The organism is Nostoc sp. C96, assembly GCF_059384975.1.
This window is the reverse complement of sequence record NZ_CM182020.1, coordinates 1,881,587-1,897,137: the sequence shown is the minus strand read 5'-3', so window position 1 is coordinate 1,897,137 and position 15,551 is coordinate 1,881,587. Positions and strand designations below refer to the sequence as shown.

The window sequence follows — 15,551 nt, the reverse complement described above, 5'->3', positions numbered from 1 at the left end:
GGGGACTTTGATTCTTATTCCCCCCTTCTTAAGGGGGGATCTGAATTTAAGATGATCTAGACTTAATCGCAATTGCTATTTTGGCGATCGCATTTATAGCTTTTGCATACGCAATTGTTATTTCGGCATACACATTTATAGCTTTTGTGTACGCAATTGCTATTTTGGCATACACATTTATAGCTTTTGCATACGCAATTGTTATTTCGGCATACACATTTATAGCTTTTGTGTATGCAATTATAGATTTTGCGAACTTATTTGTTATTTCGGCATACGCATTTATAGCTTTTGCGATGACGTTTGCTGCTTATACTTATGCCAAAATTATAAATCGGCATCAGAAATTAGTAAAAATACAGGTTTTATAAATAATTTATGAAACTTTTAAATAAATAAATCCACAAACCTACTCATCTCAGGCAAAAGGTTACTCAACTATTTTGAAAAAAGATTATTCAAAAAGGATGCTTCATGGCTTTAAAAACTCGTCGTTCTGCTGCTATTGAAAAGGCTCAACTTCGTCTTGCTTTGCTGAAATCTATTGGTGAAAATTTAGATTTAGGACATGGGTTAACAATAGAAGCTTACAACAATCTCATCAATAATACCCGTGCCATTCTAGAATCTCATAATACGCTGGTGTCCAATCTTGAAGAATCACGTAAAACATTAACTCAAATGGACAAAGCTCTCTCGGAAATGTCGGAACGAATGCTAAGTGGAGTTGCAACTGTCTATGGCAGAGGTAGTATAGAGTATTCTAAGGCTGGCGGTTCTAATCGAAGACGCAGTAGACAATCTAGTTCTAAAGTTACTCCAGTTGTGGCTATTCTTGCCAATCAACCTACTCAAGCTGTGATTGAAAATTCATCAACTAACGGCAAGGGTACAACTCCTTTGCTGGGATAAGGCAAGGGGGCAGGGAGCAGGGAGCAGGGAGCAGAGGAGCAGGGGAGACATAATTTCATACTTCATACTTCATACTTCATACTTCACACTTCACACTTCATACGTTCCAACCGAGGGCTGTAGCAACTTCATGAGCTAATTCTAGAGGGTTGAAGGGTTTAGCGATCGCTGTGACTATACCCATTTGAGCATAACGACGGCGATCGCTGGACTGAACTTTAGCAGTTAATAATATTACAGGGATTTCTTTGGTTGTGGCGTTTGCTTGGAGTTTCTCAAAGGTAGTTATCCCATCCATTTCTGGCATCATTACATCTAATAAAATTGCATCTGGTTGGTAAGTTTCGGCTTGCTTAATGCCTTCTTTACCGGAACCCGCCGTGACTACTTCCCAACCTGCAACGGTTTCTAAACAAATTTTGGCAACTTCTTGAATGTACTGTTCGTTATCGACTACGAGAATCCGTTTTACTGCCATAACTCATACCAATATATAATTCGTTATTAAGTAACGCCGTCTGCCAATTTCTCTTAAACCTAACCCCCAACCCCTTCCCTACAAGGGAAGGGGAGCAAGAATTAAAGCCTCTCTCCGCTTCGGGGAGAGGTTTGGAGAGGGGTTGAAAACTAAGTGGCACATCGCAATATAACTCTCTTTTACTCATCACTCTGCACTGAATGATGAGTTATTCGCTGAAGTAATTCCATCACTTTTTGTTCAAATTCTTGGGTTGTGACACGTCCTTTAGTTAAAAATTCTGTATATCCTAATTTGAGTCGCTGGCGTTCAGATTCATCTAAATCTTTAGCAGAGTAAACCACCACTGGCATAGCATATAAATGATTGTGCTGTCGTAACCAATCAATTACCACAAAGCCATCGCTTTCTGGCAAAATCAAGTCAAGAATTAATAAGTCAGGATTCAGTTCTTGGCTGAGGTGAATCGCTTCTCGTCCAGTTTTAGCCAAGTAGGTTTCGATATCATGGCGCTCAAATAAAGTAATTAGCAATTGTGCTAAATCGTTGTCATCTTCCACAATTAAAATTCGGGCGCGTTTAGGAGGTTTGGCAACAACTTGTTTGAGCGATTGTAAAAGATAACTTTCTTGTACTGGTTTACTTACCCAATCAGCAAAATCTGTAATTGGTTTGTGATTAGTATCTGACTGATAAACACTACAAATCACAATGGGAATGTGTTTAGTATCGGCACGTTCTTTTAATATTGCCATTGTTTGCCAGCCGTTCATTTCTGGCATGAGTAAATCGAGTAAAATCACGTCTGGCTGTTGAGCCGATGCAGTGGCGATCGCTTGTTCTCCTGTAGCAACTGCTACTACTCTATATCCGCCTTGTTGTAATAGTTTTTGTAGTTCGGTGCTGATTGCTTGGTCATCATCACAAATTAAAACTAAGGGAGAATAGGGTTTAGGTAATGGACAATGGGGAGTCGGAAGTGCTGATTCAACAGTTTGGGGAGCTTGATAGATGGGCAAAGTAAAGTGAAATTTACTACCTTCACCCACAGTACTTTCTGCCCAGATACGTCCGCCGTGCTGTTGCACAATACTTTTGCAAATTGCTAAACCTAAACCTGTGCCATCATGGTTGCGTGAATCGGATGAATCAACTTGTTGAAAACGCTCAAAGATGCTTTCTAATTTATCGGCTGGGATACCACGTCCAGTATCTTTAACTGTGAGTAAAACATCATGTTCTTGTTGCTGAATTTCTAACCATACTGTCTCGCCTTTCATCGAAAACTTAATAGCATTACTCAGCAAGTTAGTTAAAGTTTGCACAATTCGGTCAGGGTCAGCCCATAACATAATAGATAAGCTAGAAATAGCTAATGTGATGCCTTGTTTATTTGCCAAAGGTTGAATCACATTCACGGCTGACTGAATTAAATCAGCAAGGTTGCAGATTTCCCGCGCCATCTTGACTTTGCCTGATTCAATGCGTTCGATATCTAAAATATCATTAATTAACCGGACTAAGCGATCGGTGCTATCTGTGGCAATTTGTAATAACCGTTTTCCTTGGTCGGAATCTGCTGTTAATAAACCACTAGTTAGCATTCCCAAAGAGCCATGAATTGATGTTAGAGGTGTGCGGAGTTCGTGACTAACAATAGACACAAATTCATCTTTCATGCGCTCAATTTGTTTGCGTTCTGTCACATCACGCAAAATGACTGTATAGTAAACTTCCTCACCCATATTTAATTTAGAAATTGAAGCCTCAGCCGGAAATTCACTCCCATCTTGGCGTTGACCAAATAATTCCCTACGTTCTCCCATTCTCCGGGCTAAATTTGCCGATTGACCAAAGTCAGAAACATGTTGACGATGAGCTTGGGTAAATCGCAGCGGTAAAAGTATATCTAACTTCTGCCCCATGACTTCCTGAGCCGAATAACCAAAGATTTTCTCGGCTCCTTGATTAAATAAGGTAATACATTGTCTGCTGTCGATAGAAATAATGGCATCATCAGCAATATCTAAAATTCGGGCTAGTTTTACTTGAGAAACGCGCAGTTCTTCTTCTATGCGTTGGCGTTCATCTAGTTCTGATTGTAATTGGCGGTTGACGGTGATTAATTCGGCGGTGCGTTCGGCAACTCGTAATTCTAATTCATTATTTGCTTTTTTTAAGGCGGCTTGACTTTGTTGTAATGCGGCTTGGGCTATAGTGCGATCGCGTTGATTGCGTAATGCGACAATACCATAAGTTAAATCTTCTGCCAGTTTTTTTAATAGTTGTACTTCATCATCATCAAAGGCGTTTGCTTCAGCCGCATAAATATTCAACACCCCAAAAGCTCGTTCTTCTATCTTTAAGGGTAAAGCGATCGCCGCAGCATATCCCCGTTCTTGTGCTTGACACCGCCAAACCTCATATTTGGGGTCAGTGAAAATGTTCTGAATAATGGAGATTTTAGCTGTACGAATCGCTGTACCTGTCGGCCCTTGACCTCGTATAGTATCCGCCCAAGTCAGGTTGAGGGTTTGTAAATAGCCATTATCATAGCCAGCTTGGGCAACTGGGCGAATATTTTTGTCCGCATCATCTTCAGCAAAACCAACCCACGCCAGCCGATAACCGCCAACTTCCACAATGATTTGGCAAATTTTCTGGAGTAAATCTTGTTCATCGTGAGTACGAACAATAATTTGATTACAACTACTCGATGTCTGGAGTGTGCGATTAATCCGGTGAATTTCTGTTTCTACTTGTTTGTAGTGGGTGATATCGCGGGAAAATGCCAAATGCACAAATTTGCCATCAATTTTATTTTGCAGCGGGACAGCATGAATTTCTATCCAGCGACGATTACCTTGATAGGTGATGATCTCAAACTGCAAAGTGCCTTGATTACCTTGACAAACACTTTCGTGGAGTTGGCGAAATGCTTGGTGATATTCTGGCGCAATCAAAGCATAAACTGATTTGCCAATTACTTGAGCTTTGCTTGTCGCTGCGATAATTGCCACTCCGGCAGGATTTATTTCTAATACTGTGCCATCAGTCGCAACCACCATAACCCATTCTGGTTCACCTTCAAAGATAGTACGCCAATCAACAGAGACAGCAGAAGTGGCAGATGAGAGAGTAACTTTATCTGTGACTGGCTGTTGCTGAGTTTGCACCATCCGCCTGAGCAATTTGATCCGTTCTAGGCGATTCACAATGCGAGTTACCAATTCTGGCCCGACAATTGGTTTGCTGACAAAATCATCCGCACCAACGCTATACACCTGATTTACAATGTCGGCATCGCTATGAACTGTGAGAAATAAAATTGGTAACTCACTCCAATTCGGGTCATTTCTCACAACTTGGCAAAGTTCAATGCCATTAGTGTGGGGCATTTCTACATCCAGAATCAACATATCTGGCTTGACAGCTTCCAAGGTTTCCCAAAAATGCCGCGGATCATCTAAGGAAATTATTTGTAATCCCCAAGGCGTGAGTAAAGTTTGTAACAAAGCGAGAATCTGCGGATCATCATCTACAGCGAGGATTTTCGCTTCGCCTGGGGGTGATTGTTGGAGTAATTGCGCGATCGCCTCTGCCATTTTTTCGGCTGTCATTGGCTTTTGTAAAAATGTATGTCCCCCTTGACGCGCCAGTTGTAAACGATTGCCTAAATCTGTTTGCTCGGTAAAAACTAACACTGGCACAGGCGGTTTCCGCTGCGCCAGTTCGGCTAAAAAACTCCAACTATCTTGTTGATTTTGAGAAAAACTAGGGTCAAGTAATACTACACTGGGATGCTCTCGGTAAAGCAGCGTTCTCGCTGAATCAAGATTGGTGGCAATGCTAACTTGAAATTCTGGGTCAGATTTGGTTTGTGCGAGTTGTTCCCCTACGGTATGGTCTCGATCAATTACCAAAACTAAAGGTAATCTACTGTTACCAGATGATGAGCCTGCTGCGTCATCTTGAGTTTGAATTTCTTGACGCAATAATTTTACCCAAGCTTGCACCTTGGCTGTGTCTTCTGACGTTAACCCTTGACTAGATTTGAGTAATTGCTCAATTTTTCGCGCCAATTTTGAGCCTGTAGGAAAGCCAAAAGTCCCCAACGAGCCGGCTAAGGTATGGGCTTCTTTCTGTGCTTGGTTGAGCAATTCGGGATTGACAACTGCTTGTTCTAGCACTTTGATTTGCTCATCAACTCGTCCCTGAAATCTTTGCCAAACTCCAGCGATCGCTTGGAGTGTTTGCTGCTGAGATGATGGTTCTTCTTGGGGTTTGAAGTTTTGAGATTGGGAATTAGATGATTTTGCGGTGACTTTCTCTTCTTCTTGCGGTTTGAGGCGATAGCCAATTCCATATACAGTTTCAATTAAATCACTGGGCGCTCCCACAGCTTTTAATCTCTGCCGTAATCCTTTAATATGAGTCCGAACAGCTTCTTCTCCAGGTGTATCTTCGTAAGACCAAAGATGTTCTAAAATCATGCCACAGCTAAATACTCGGCGGCTGTTGCGTAAAAATAGCTCCAAAAGCGCATATTCTTTGGGAGTTAATGATAGTAAATATTCTCTATATCTAACTTCACAACTACTAGGGTCAAGGCGCAAATTTCCCCATTCTAAAACTGGTTGTGCTGATGTACCACCGCGACGTAACAAAGCTCTAACACGGGCGACTAATTCTTCTTGTTCAAATGGTTTAACTACATAATCGTCTGCGCCTGCATCTAATCCAATCGCTTTCTCATGACTGCTATCACGGCCTGTTAATAATAGAATTGGCATTTGTCCGCCACTAGAGCGAATTTGCCGACACAAACTAATGCCATCTAAATTTGGTAAAATTACATCTAATAAAATTAAATCATAATTATAGGTTTGAATTAAATCCCAGGCAGTTTCACCATCACTGGCAACTTCAACTGCATAGTTTTGGTTGGTGAGAACAGCGGTTAGTGCATAAGCATTTAGCTCGTCATCCTCGACAACTAAAATTTTCATATCCAAACATTTCCTAATATTAATATTATTGAATAATCAGGCTAAAAAATTAAATTAAAAACACAATAATATTTTATATTTGCGCTTTAGAGCATAGTAAAATATCTCCTGCTCCAATGTTAAGTTTAATTCACAATTGTCAACATTTATCAATCTTTAGAAATAGTTGTCAGAAGAATCAAGCACTAAAGTTAACAACACCCGTCAAAGCTTTTCCCTGGAAATTTAAATTCTGAAATATTTATTACTATCCTCACAAGTTCCTCAAATTCTTCATCTATAAAAAAGATAGATGTCATACCATTTCACGAAAAAAATGAGACAAATTTATGGGTTTTTCATTCTTTCCCCCTGCTCCCTGCCCCCTGCCCCCTGCGGTCTATTTGTATCAAACTTAAAGTGAAACGGTATTACTCAATGGGTTGCCAAATTATCACAGCTAATTAAACAGAATAATTGCCAAAAACAGACGCAGATCATCAATTGCGGCAGTTCTGCATCTCCAGCCCAAAAACTTCAATCATTCATCAGTCATGAGCAATTACAGTCAGAGGTCGATATGCTGAAAAAGATTTTAGTGGCCTTGGATCGGTCAGAGATGAGACAAGAGGTTTTTACGCAAGCATTGTCTTTAGCAAAAGTCATGTCAGCCGAACTATTATTGCTGCATGTTCTATCTCCAGAAGAAGACGGTAGCCCTTACATTCCCATGTTATATAATGTTGACTACTATCCAGGTTTGAGTGGTCAAAGTTTAGATTTATACCAAAAACAGTGGGATAGCTTTAAAGATGAAGGCGTGCGGATGTTGCAGTCTTTTTGCGCTCAAGCAAACTTGGCAGATGTTAAAGCTGAGTTTAGCCAAATTTTGGGCAACCCTGGCAATACTATTTGTAAACTGGCTACTCAATGGAATGCAGACTTAATTGTCATGGGACATCGGGGGCGTTCTGGTTTAGCAGAATTTTTCTTGGGTAGTGTGAGTAACTATGTGCTGCATCATGCTAACTATTCAGTTTATATCGTGCATTATCCTCGCAATTTAACCAGCCCAGAAACAACTGTTGAGAAAACTGCGGAAAATGCCAGCGTCTCTTAAATTTTAGAGTGCGATCGCCCAATAAAATCATCAGTCTCTATCAGTACAATGACAACCGCTTCTCCTGTAGTTCTGCCCCATCCCAGTGGTGATAAACGCCTAAAGATGCTAGACGCAACTATGAAGCGTCACCAGTATCAACAAGATGCCTTAATTGAAATTCTCCACAAAGCTCAAGAACTGTATGGTTATTTAGAAACCGATTTATTACTGTATATTGCCCGTAATTTAAAACTTCCCCCCAGTCAAGTTTATGGGGTAGCTACCTTTTACCATTTATTTTCTCTAGCACCCCAAGGTGTTCATAGTTGTGTAGTTTGTACAGGGACGGCTTGTTATGTCAAAGGCGCTCAGGCAATTTTGGCCAATGTAGAAAAAATCACTCATATTCAAGCGGGTAAAACTACAGCCAACGGTCAATTATCACTACTAACAGCAAGATGTTTAGGCGCTTGCGGGATTGCGCCTGCTGTGGTGTTTGACGGCACAGTTTTAGGTAATCAAACCCCAGAATCAGTTGGAGATTGCATCCAAGGATGGCTGGAAAATGGAACTAAATGAATTATTAGAAATTGCTAAACAAGAACGTTCTCAAGCTAAACCAGTTCAGATTCGCTGCTGCACAGCGGCTGGTTGTTTATCTGGTAACTCTCAAAGCATTAAACAAGCACTCGACGCTGGTATCAAAGCTGAAGGTTTAGAAAAAGACGTGCAAGTTTCTGGTGTTGGCTGTATGCGTTTATGCTGTCAAGGGCCATTAGTCCAAGTTGACACCCCAGCGGGAAGCAAACTTTACGAAAAAGTTACCACTCAGAACGCATTTGCCATTATTGAAGCGTTAGACGGTGGGAAAACCTGTGTCTCAGAAATAGATTTATCCCAGCCATTCTTTAGTTATCAAAAGCCAATTGTTTTAGAAAATAGCGGCAAAATTGACCCAGAAAAAATTCAATCTTATATTGCAGCTGAGGGTTATCAAGCTCTTTATCATGTGTTGCGTGAGATGACCTCTAACGAGGTTGTAGAGACAGTGACGCGCAGTGGTTTGCGTGGACGGGGAGGTGCAGGTTATCCCACAGGAATTAAATGGGCGACTGTTGCTAAAGCAAAAAGCGATCGCAAATTTGTCATCTGTAACGCTGATGAAGGTGATCCCGGCGCATTTATGGATCGCAGTGTCCTAGAAAGCGATCCCCATCGCGTATTAGAAGGAATGGCGATCGCAGGCTATGCTGTCGGAGCCAGCCAAGGTTATATTTATGTTCGAGCAGAATATCCCATTGCTATTCATCGTCTGCAAACTGCAATTCATCAAGCCCAACGCCTTGGTTTATTAGGTAGCCAAATCTTTGACTCTCCCTTTGACTTCAAAATCGATATTCGCATTGGTGCAGGGGCTTATGTGTGCGGCGAAGAAACAGCCTTAATGGCGAGCATCGAAGGCAAACGCGGCCTCCCTCATCCTCGTCCACCCTATCCGGCAGAATCTGGTTTATGGGGTCATCCCACATTAATTAATAACGTCGAAACCTTTGCCAATATTGCACCAATTATTCGTAAAGGTGCTGATTGGTTTGCCAGTATCGGTACAGACAAAAGCAAAGGAACAAAAGTTTTTGCCCTAGCTGGCAAAATTCGCAACACAGGTTTAATCGAAGTGCCAATGGGAACTTCTTTGCGGCAAATTGTCGAAGAAATGGGGGGTGGTATTCCTGATGGCGATACTGCTAAAGCCGTACAAACAGGTGGCCCTTCCGGGGGATGTATCCCTGCTTCAGCATTTGATACACCTGTAGATTACGAATCCTTGACAAACCTTGGTTCCATGATGGGTTCTGGCGGCATGATTGTCATGGATCAAACTACCAACATGGTGGATGTTGCAAGATTCTTCATGGAATTTTGTATGGATGAATCCTGCGGTAAGTGCATTCCTTGTCGCGTGGGAACTGTGCAGTTACATGGATTATTAACCAAACTGATGCAAGGCAAAGCAACATCAGATGATTTGGCACTACTGGAAGAACTGTGCGACATGGTGAAAAACACCAGCTTGTGCGGTTTAGGCCAGTCTGCACCAAATCCAGTATTTAGTACATTGCGCTACTTCCGGGAAGAGTATTTGGAGTTGATTAAAAGTGCTGAGTGCTGAGTGCTGAATTTAAACCTAGTTTTTTCAAGGCTTTAAGGAGTTAACTAACGTGGTGTGCAACTTTTTTTCTCAAACCTAACCCCCAACCCCTTCCCTCGTAGGGAAGGGGAGGAAGATTTAAAGCCTCTCTCCGCTTCGGGGAGAGGTTTGGAGAGGGGTTTTAAAAATAGTCGTACATCACATTAACAATGTGACTCATCGCAATAACAATGTAGACCGATGCAATAACAATATCACTTGTCACATTAACAATGTAGATCAACGCATTAAGTAATCCGACAAAAAATTACACCTGTCCCCTATCTCCTATTCTTATGGCAGTTAAAACGTTAACAATCAATGACCAACTTATTAGCGCTCACGAAGAAGAAACTGTCCTAGAAGCGGCGCAAGCAGCAGGAATTCATATTCCGACATTGTGCCATTTAGAAGGCGTAGGGGATGTGGGTGCTTGTCGGTTGTGTTTAGTAGAGATTGCTGGAAGTAATAAATTACAACCTGCTTGCGTGACAAAAATTAACGAAGGAATGGAGGTTTACACACATAGCGCTCGCCTACAAAAATACCGCCGCACAATTGTCGAAATGCTGTTTGCAGAAGGTAATCACATTTGCTCAGTTTGTGTCGCCAATGGTAATTGTGAATTACAAGACTTAGCGATTGAAATGGGGATGGATCATGTACGTTTAGAGTATCACTTCCCCAATCGCAAAGTAGATGTTTCCCACGATCGCTTCGGTATTGACCATAACCGATGTGTGCTGTGTACTCGTTGTGTCCGCGTTTGTGACGAAATCGAAGGCGCTCACACTTGGGATATGGCAGGTAGGGGTACAAACTCCCACGTTATTACTGACTTGAGTCAGCCCTGGGGAACATCGCCAACTTGTACCTCCTGCGGTAAATGTGTCAACGCTTGCCCCACAGGTGCGATTTTCTACCAAGCTTCTAGCGTTGGGGAAATGAAACATGATCGGGACAAACTTGATTTTTTAGTTACCGCAAGGAAAAAACAGCAATGGAATCTTTAGCCACGCCAAGAGGTAAATATGAAACTCCGTCGCCTTCGACAAACATTTTGGTGGTTGCTATTGGGAAGTATTTTGACAATATGTATGTTCCTGGCTTTAGGAAACCCCACATCACAAACAGCGATCGCTGCTGTCATACGTTTAGAAGCAGCACCAGGCGAAATACTTTATCGCTCACAAACAAAATTAGATGATCAATCAGGACACGTTTGGCAAGCGGTTCTGTTTAAACAAACTTACCCTAATCAAGAGATCAGTTTAAATCTGCGACTTGTCGGTTTCCCCAACTCAGCCGAATTAATTCATCCCCAACCGCTAAAAATTACCACAGCTGACGGCAAAGTTTTGACTGCTGCTGACGTTTTCTTAGATGAAGCCCCAGCACCAACTATCGGTCAATACAACTTTAAAGATATCTTGCCCCAATTACCCAACGAACCCCTACAACTAGCGATACCTTTACCCAAAAAGCAATTTATTCACATCTCAGTTCCTCAATCTGTCGTGCAAGAGTGGCATCAGGTATTAACAAGTAAAAAGTAAAAAGTAAAAAGTAAAAAATTTTCTCTTTTTACATTTGCTTTTTGCCTTTTAACTTCTCAATTGACTATTGACCATTGAAAAATTAATATGAATCGCTTACGACTAGCAACAGTATGGTTAGGCGGCTGTTCTGGCTGTCACATGTCCTTTCTCGACTTAGACGAATGGCTGATTGATTTAGCCGGACAAGTTGATTTTGTTTACAGTCCCTTCGCGGATATTAAAGAATATCCCCACGATGTCGATGTAGTGTTAGTTGAAGGTGCGATCGCTAACGAAGAACACCTCACCACAATCCGCACTGTTCGAGAACGTTCCAAAATCTTAATCTCCTTTGGTGATTGTGCTGTGACTGGCAACGTCACCGCCTTACGCAATCCTTTAGGTAGCGCCGAACCAGTACTTCAGCGATGTTATGTCGAATTAGTTGATCTTCACCCTCAAATACCCTATGAACCAGGCATTATCCCCCCATTACTAGATAAAGTCACACCTGTACATTATGTCGTTCCCGTTGATATTTATTTACCCGGTTGTCCACCCTCAGCAACTCGCATCCGTGCCGCATTAGAGCCGCTGTTACAAGGTAAAAAACCGCAACTCGAAGGTCGCGAATTCATCAAATTTGGTTGAACAGAAGGCAAAGTAATTTTAGATTTTAGATTGCCGTTAGCGCAGCGTTAGCGAGTCCGCGAGCGTCTTTTAGATTGAAAGATTGTCCTAATCCAAAATCCAAAATTTAAAATCCAAAATTGATTCACTCAGCACTTTTAAATATTAGGAGATTCATTATGTTAAAAGCCGCAGACATTATGACAAAAGATGTCGCCACCATTCGTAGTTCCGCCACAGTTGCAGAAGCCGTGACTCTAATGCGGGCGAGAGATTGGCGAGCATTAATTGTTGACCGTCGCCACGAACAAGATGCTTACGGCATTATTAGCGAGAGCGATATTGTCTATAAAGTTATTGCTTATGGTAAAGACCCTCATAAAATACGAGTTTACGAGGTGATGACAAAACCTTGCATCGCCATTAACCCCGACTTGGGTTTAGAATACGTCGCGCGGTTATTTGCCCAACATCATTTGCACAGAGCGCCAATTATCCAAGGTGAACTAGTCGGAATCATCTCCCTTACCGATATTTTGGCTTTGAGTGACTTTATAGAACAACCCCGGTCAATTCTTTTAGAGCAACAGCTACAAGATGAAATTAAAAAAGCTCGCGCTACTTGCATAGAAAAAGGTATCCACTCAGAAGAATGCGCCGCCGCTTGGGATGCAGTAAACGAAATGCAATCAGAAATGGCACATCAAACAGCCGAAACAATCGATATAACAGCTTTTGAAGATTACTCAGAAAGTCTGAAGTATGAAGTGTGAAATTTCATTTCTTATCCTCCTGCCTTTTGCCTTCTGCCTTCTGCCTTTTGACCATTGACCAATGAAAAAAATAGTTATCGATCCCGTTACCCGCATTGAAGGACATGCCAAGATTAGTATTTTTTTAGATGATGCTGGTCAAGTGAGTGATGCTCACTTTCATGTCACCGAATTTCGCGGGTTTGAAAAGTTTTGCGAAGGTCGGCCGCTGTGGGAAATGCCGGGAATTACTGCTAGAGTTTGTGGTATTTGTCCGGTAAGCCATTTGTTAGCTTCTGCGAAAGCAGGCGATCGCATTTTAGCTGTTACTATTCCACCAACAGCTGTTAAACTGCGACGGTTGATGAATTTAGGACAAATTCTCCAATCCCATGCACTGAGTTTCTTTCATCTCAGCGCCCCCGATTTTTTATTGGGAATGGATAGCGACCCCCAAACACGCAATGTCTTTGGTTTAATTGCCGCAGAACCAGAATTTGCCCGTGGTGGAATTCGCTTACGCCAGTTTGGCCAAGAAATTATCGAGTTATTGGGAGGGCAAAAGATTCACCCAGCTTGGGCTGTTCCTGGTGGAGTGCGAGAACCATTAACTTCAGAAAAACGCAGCCACATCCAAAATCGGATTCCCGAAGCACGCACCACAATTTTGGGCGCTTTAGCGAGATTTAAAAACTTGCTTGATGATTATGCCGCAGAAGTCCAAACCTTTGGTAATTTCCCTAGTTTATTTATGGGGTTAGTTACTGCCAAAGGTTTGTGGGAAACTTACGACGGAAATATCCGCTTTGTTGATAGTGGAGGTAATATCATTGCTGATAAACTCGACCCCACGCGCTATCAACAGTTTATTGGGGAAGCAGTTCAACCAGACTCTTATTTAAAATCTCCCTACTATCGACCCTTGGGTTATCCTAACCAAAATGACCATTGTCGGATAGATAGTGGGATGTATCGAGTAGGGCCGTTGGCAAGGTTAAATATTTGTAACCGCATTGGCACACCTTTAGCTGATCAAGAATTACAAGAATTCCGCGATCGCGGTCAAGGTACAGTCAAGTCATCTTTCTTTTATCACTATGCCCGCTTAATCGAAATTGTCGCCTGTATTGAGCATACTGAAATCTTACTTGATGACCCAGATATCCTATCAACAAGACTCCGTGCCGAAGCTGGCATTAACCAACTCGAAGGAGTCGGTGTCAGTGAAGCACCGCGCGGCACTTTATTCCATCATTATCGTGTTGATGAAAATGGGTTACTGCAAAAAGTCAATTTCATCATTGCTACTGGACAAAATAACTTAGCAATGAATCGCACAGTTGCTCAAATTGCCCGGCATTTTATCCAAGGCACAGAAATTCCTGAAGGAATGTTAAATCGCGTTGAGGCAGGTATTCGAGCTTTCGATCCCTGTTTAAGTTGTTCAACCCACGCCGCCGGACAAATGCCTTTACAAGTTCAATTAATCACAGCCAATGGCAATATTATTCATCAAGTTTGGCGGCATTAAATTGTGCTAATAATGTTTCCACACTAGCATTGTGATCTAAAAAAGAAAACAAATGTGTATATAGTAATTTGCCATCTTTATCTAAGACAAACTGTGCTGGTAAAGGCGCTCCCAATGCTTGCCCTACTCTATATCTCCGAAACACTTGGCAACTAGGGTCACTCAATAAGGGCATTTTTAAGCCTAAATCTTGCACAACTATTTGACTTTGCCTTTCATCGGTACTAGTAATCATCAAAACTTCTATACCGCGTTTTGTAAATTCCTCATAGTTTTCATTCAAAGCTTTAATATGCGGATAGCAAAACGGGCAGTATTGCTTGTCAGTAAAAATTCTTGTAAAAGCAAGTAATACTGGTTGCTTGCCTCGATAATCTGACAATTTAACTACAGTACTGTTAGTAATATCGGGTAATTGGAAATCTGGTGTGCCTATTTCTTGGCGAAAGTAACTAGTTGCGGGTATTGGCAAAAAGTTACGGAAAAATCGCTCATTAAATAAGCCTGTGAAATCAGTTGAAGTTAGCATATTGTTATCCTTGAATTAAATATTAAAAATTTTACCTCCTGCCTCCTGCCTTCTGCCTCCTGCCATAAAACAAAACCACAGATTAACACTCAAATTAACACTGATTTTAATCAGTGTTGATCTGTGGTTCATCTGTGGTGCGGATGAATTTTGCCTTTAATGCCAAAAAATATTATTGGAATTAAAAGCGAGAAAATTCTAGACGGAAGCGAAGTAAACTTTAGACTTCACAGGATCAGGATTCATTGTCTGATCACCAGGTTGCCAACCTGCGGGGCAAACTTCGTCTGGATGTGATTGAACGTGCTGAATCGCTTGTAATGTCCGCAGGGTTTCATCAACGCTACGACCAAAAGCTAGGTTGTTAATGGTAGCGTGTTGGATGATACCATCTTTGTCAATCAAGAACAGACCACGCAAGGCAACGCCAGCTGCTGGGTCAAGAACGTTGTAAGCTGCGCTAATTTCTTTCTTGATGTCGGAAACTAGGGGATAATTGAGGTCGCCTACGCCACCAGATTTGCGATCGGTTTGAATCCAAGCGAGGTGCGAGAACTCACTATCAACGGAAACACCGAGAACTTCAGTGTTAAGTTTTTTGAATTCTTCGTAGCGATCGCTAAATGCTGTGATCTCAGTAGGACAAACAAAGGTAAAGTCTAGGGGGTAGAAAAATAAGACAACATACTTACCGCGATAGTCGGAAAGTTTAACTGTCTTGAATTCCTGATCTACTACAGCGGTTGCTGTAAAATCGGGAGCTTGTTGACCAACGCGGAGGCTTCCTTCTGTTCCGTAAGTGAGGGACATTAACCTAATTCTCCTTCAACTTATATCAGTTTTAGTAGCGTTAGAATTCGGGTCAGATAAAACTTACCCATCCACGCTGTCTCACCCTTTCGG

At 41.8% G+C, this 15,551-nt stretch carries 13 protein-coding genes; 9 read left to right on the top strand and 4 right to left on the bottom strand.

Features of this window, described 5'->3' with window-relative positions; genetic code table 11:
• The first annotated feature begins 474 nt into the window (after positions 1–474).
• A complete protein-coding gene (locus AC504W_RS08190; protein WP_494877267.1) occupies positions 475–912 on the top strand; it encodes a hypothetical protein in 438 nt (145 codons plus the stop codon).
• A gap of 97 nt (positions 913–1,009) precedes the next feature.
• On the opposite strand, the gene AC504W_RS08185 is transcribed toward AC504W_RS08190, so the two are convergent.
• Together AC504W_RS08185 and AC504W_RS08180 are read right to left on the bottom strand one after the other, a co-directional pair.
• Complete coding sequence (locus AC504W_RS08185; RefSeq protein WP_494877266.1) at positions 1,010–1,390, bottom strand: response regulator; 381 nt, start codon at positions 1,388–1,390, stop codon at positions 1,010–1,012.
• A gap of 179 nt (positions 1,391–1,569) precedes the next feature.
• The gene (locus tag AC504W_RS08180) at positions 1,570–6,399 is read right to left on the bottom strand and encodes a response regulator (RefSeq protein WP_494877265.1); all 4,830 of its coding nucleotides are present in this window, start codon (positions 6,397–6,399) and stop codon (positions 1,570–1,572) included.
• A gap of 559 nt (positions 6,400–6,958) precedes the next feature.
• Here AC504W_RS08180 and AC504W_RS08175 point away from each other — a divergent pair.
• From AC504W_RS08175 to AC504W_RS08140, 8 genes are all read left to right on the top strand, one after another.
• Positions 6,959–7,498, top strand: coding sequence for a universal stress protein (locus AC504W_RS08175; protein WP_494877264.1), 540 nt, complete (start codon positions 6,959–6,961; stop codon positions 7,496–7,498).
• Positions 7,499–7,546: 48 nt separating this feature from the next.
• On the top strand, positions 7,547–8,059 hold the full coding sequence (gene hoxE / locus AC504W_RS08170; RefSeq protein WP_494877263.1) for a bidirectional hydrogenase complex protein HoxE: 513 nt from the start codon (positions 7,547–7,549) through the stop codon (positions 8,057–8,059).
• Positions 8,046–9,650 carry an NADH-quinone oxidoreductase subunit NuoF gene (gene nuoF / locus AC504W_RS08165; protein WP_494877262.1) on the top strand — a complete coding sequence of 535 codons (1,605 nt, stop codon included), beginning with the start codon at positions 8,046–8,048 and terminating at the stop codon, positions 9,648–9,650. The genes hoxE and nuoF overlap by 14 nt, the downstream gene beginning before the upstream one ends.
• 314 nt (positions 9,651–9,964) lie before the next feature.
• Positions 9,965–10,681 (top strand): bidirectional hydrogenase complex protein HoxU, encoded by a 717-nt coding sequence (gene hoxU, locus AC504W_RS08160; RefSeq protein WP_494877260.1) that lies wholly within the window; start codon positions 9,965–9,967, stop codon positions 10,679–10,681.
• An 18-nt stretch (positions 10,682–10,699) separates the two neighbouring features.
• Entirely contained in the window at positions 10,700–11,224 is a 525-nt protein-coding gene (locus tag AC504W_RS08155) for a DUF3122 domain-containing protein (protein WP_494877258.1), read from the top strand.
• Between the two features lie 87 nt (positions 11,225–11,311).
• The gene (locus tag AC504W_RS08150; RefSeq protein WP_494877256.1) at positions 11,312–11,857 is read left to right on the top strand and encodes an NADH-quinone oxidoreductase subunit B family protein; all 546 of its coding nucleotides are present in this window, start codon (positions 11,312–11,314) and stop codon (positions 11,855–11,857) included.
• A 158-nt stretch (positions 11,858–12,015) separates the two neighbouring features.
• Positions 12,016–12,609, top strand: coding sequence for a CBS domain-containing protein (locus tag AC504W_RS08145; protein ID WP_494877254.1), 594 nt, complete (start codon positions 12,016–12,018; stop codon positions 12,607–12,609).
• Positions 12,610–12,670: 61 nt separating this feature from the next.
• A complete protein-coding gene (locus tag AC504W_RS08140; RefSeq protein ID WP_494877252.1) occupies positions 12,671–14,119 on the top strand; it encodes a Ni/Fe hydrogenase subunit alpha in 1,449 nt (482 codons plus the stop codon).
• Here the strand turns inward: AC504W_RS08140 and AC504W_RS08135 are convergent.
• Complete coding sequence (locus AC504W_RS08135) at positions 14,094–14,648, bottom strand: peroxiredoxin family protein (protein WP_494877251.1); 555 nt, start codon at positions 14,646–14,648, stop codon at positions 14,094–14,096. The genes AC504W_RS08140 and AC504W_RS08135 overlap by 26 nt on opposite strands.
• A 198-nt stretch (positions 14,649–14,846) precedes the next feature.
• Positions 14,847–15,458 carry a peroxiredoxin gene (locus AC504W_RS08130; protein ID WP_193893221.1) on the bottom strand — a complete coding sequence of 204 codons (612 nt, stop codon included), beginning with the start codon at positions 15,456–15,458 and terminating at the stop codon, positions 14,847–14,849.
• Between the last annotated feature and the right edge of the window lie 93 nt (positions 15,459–15,551).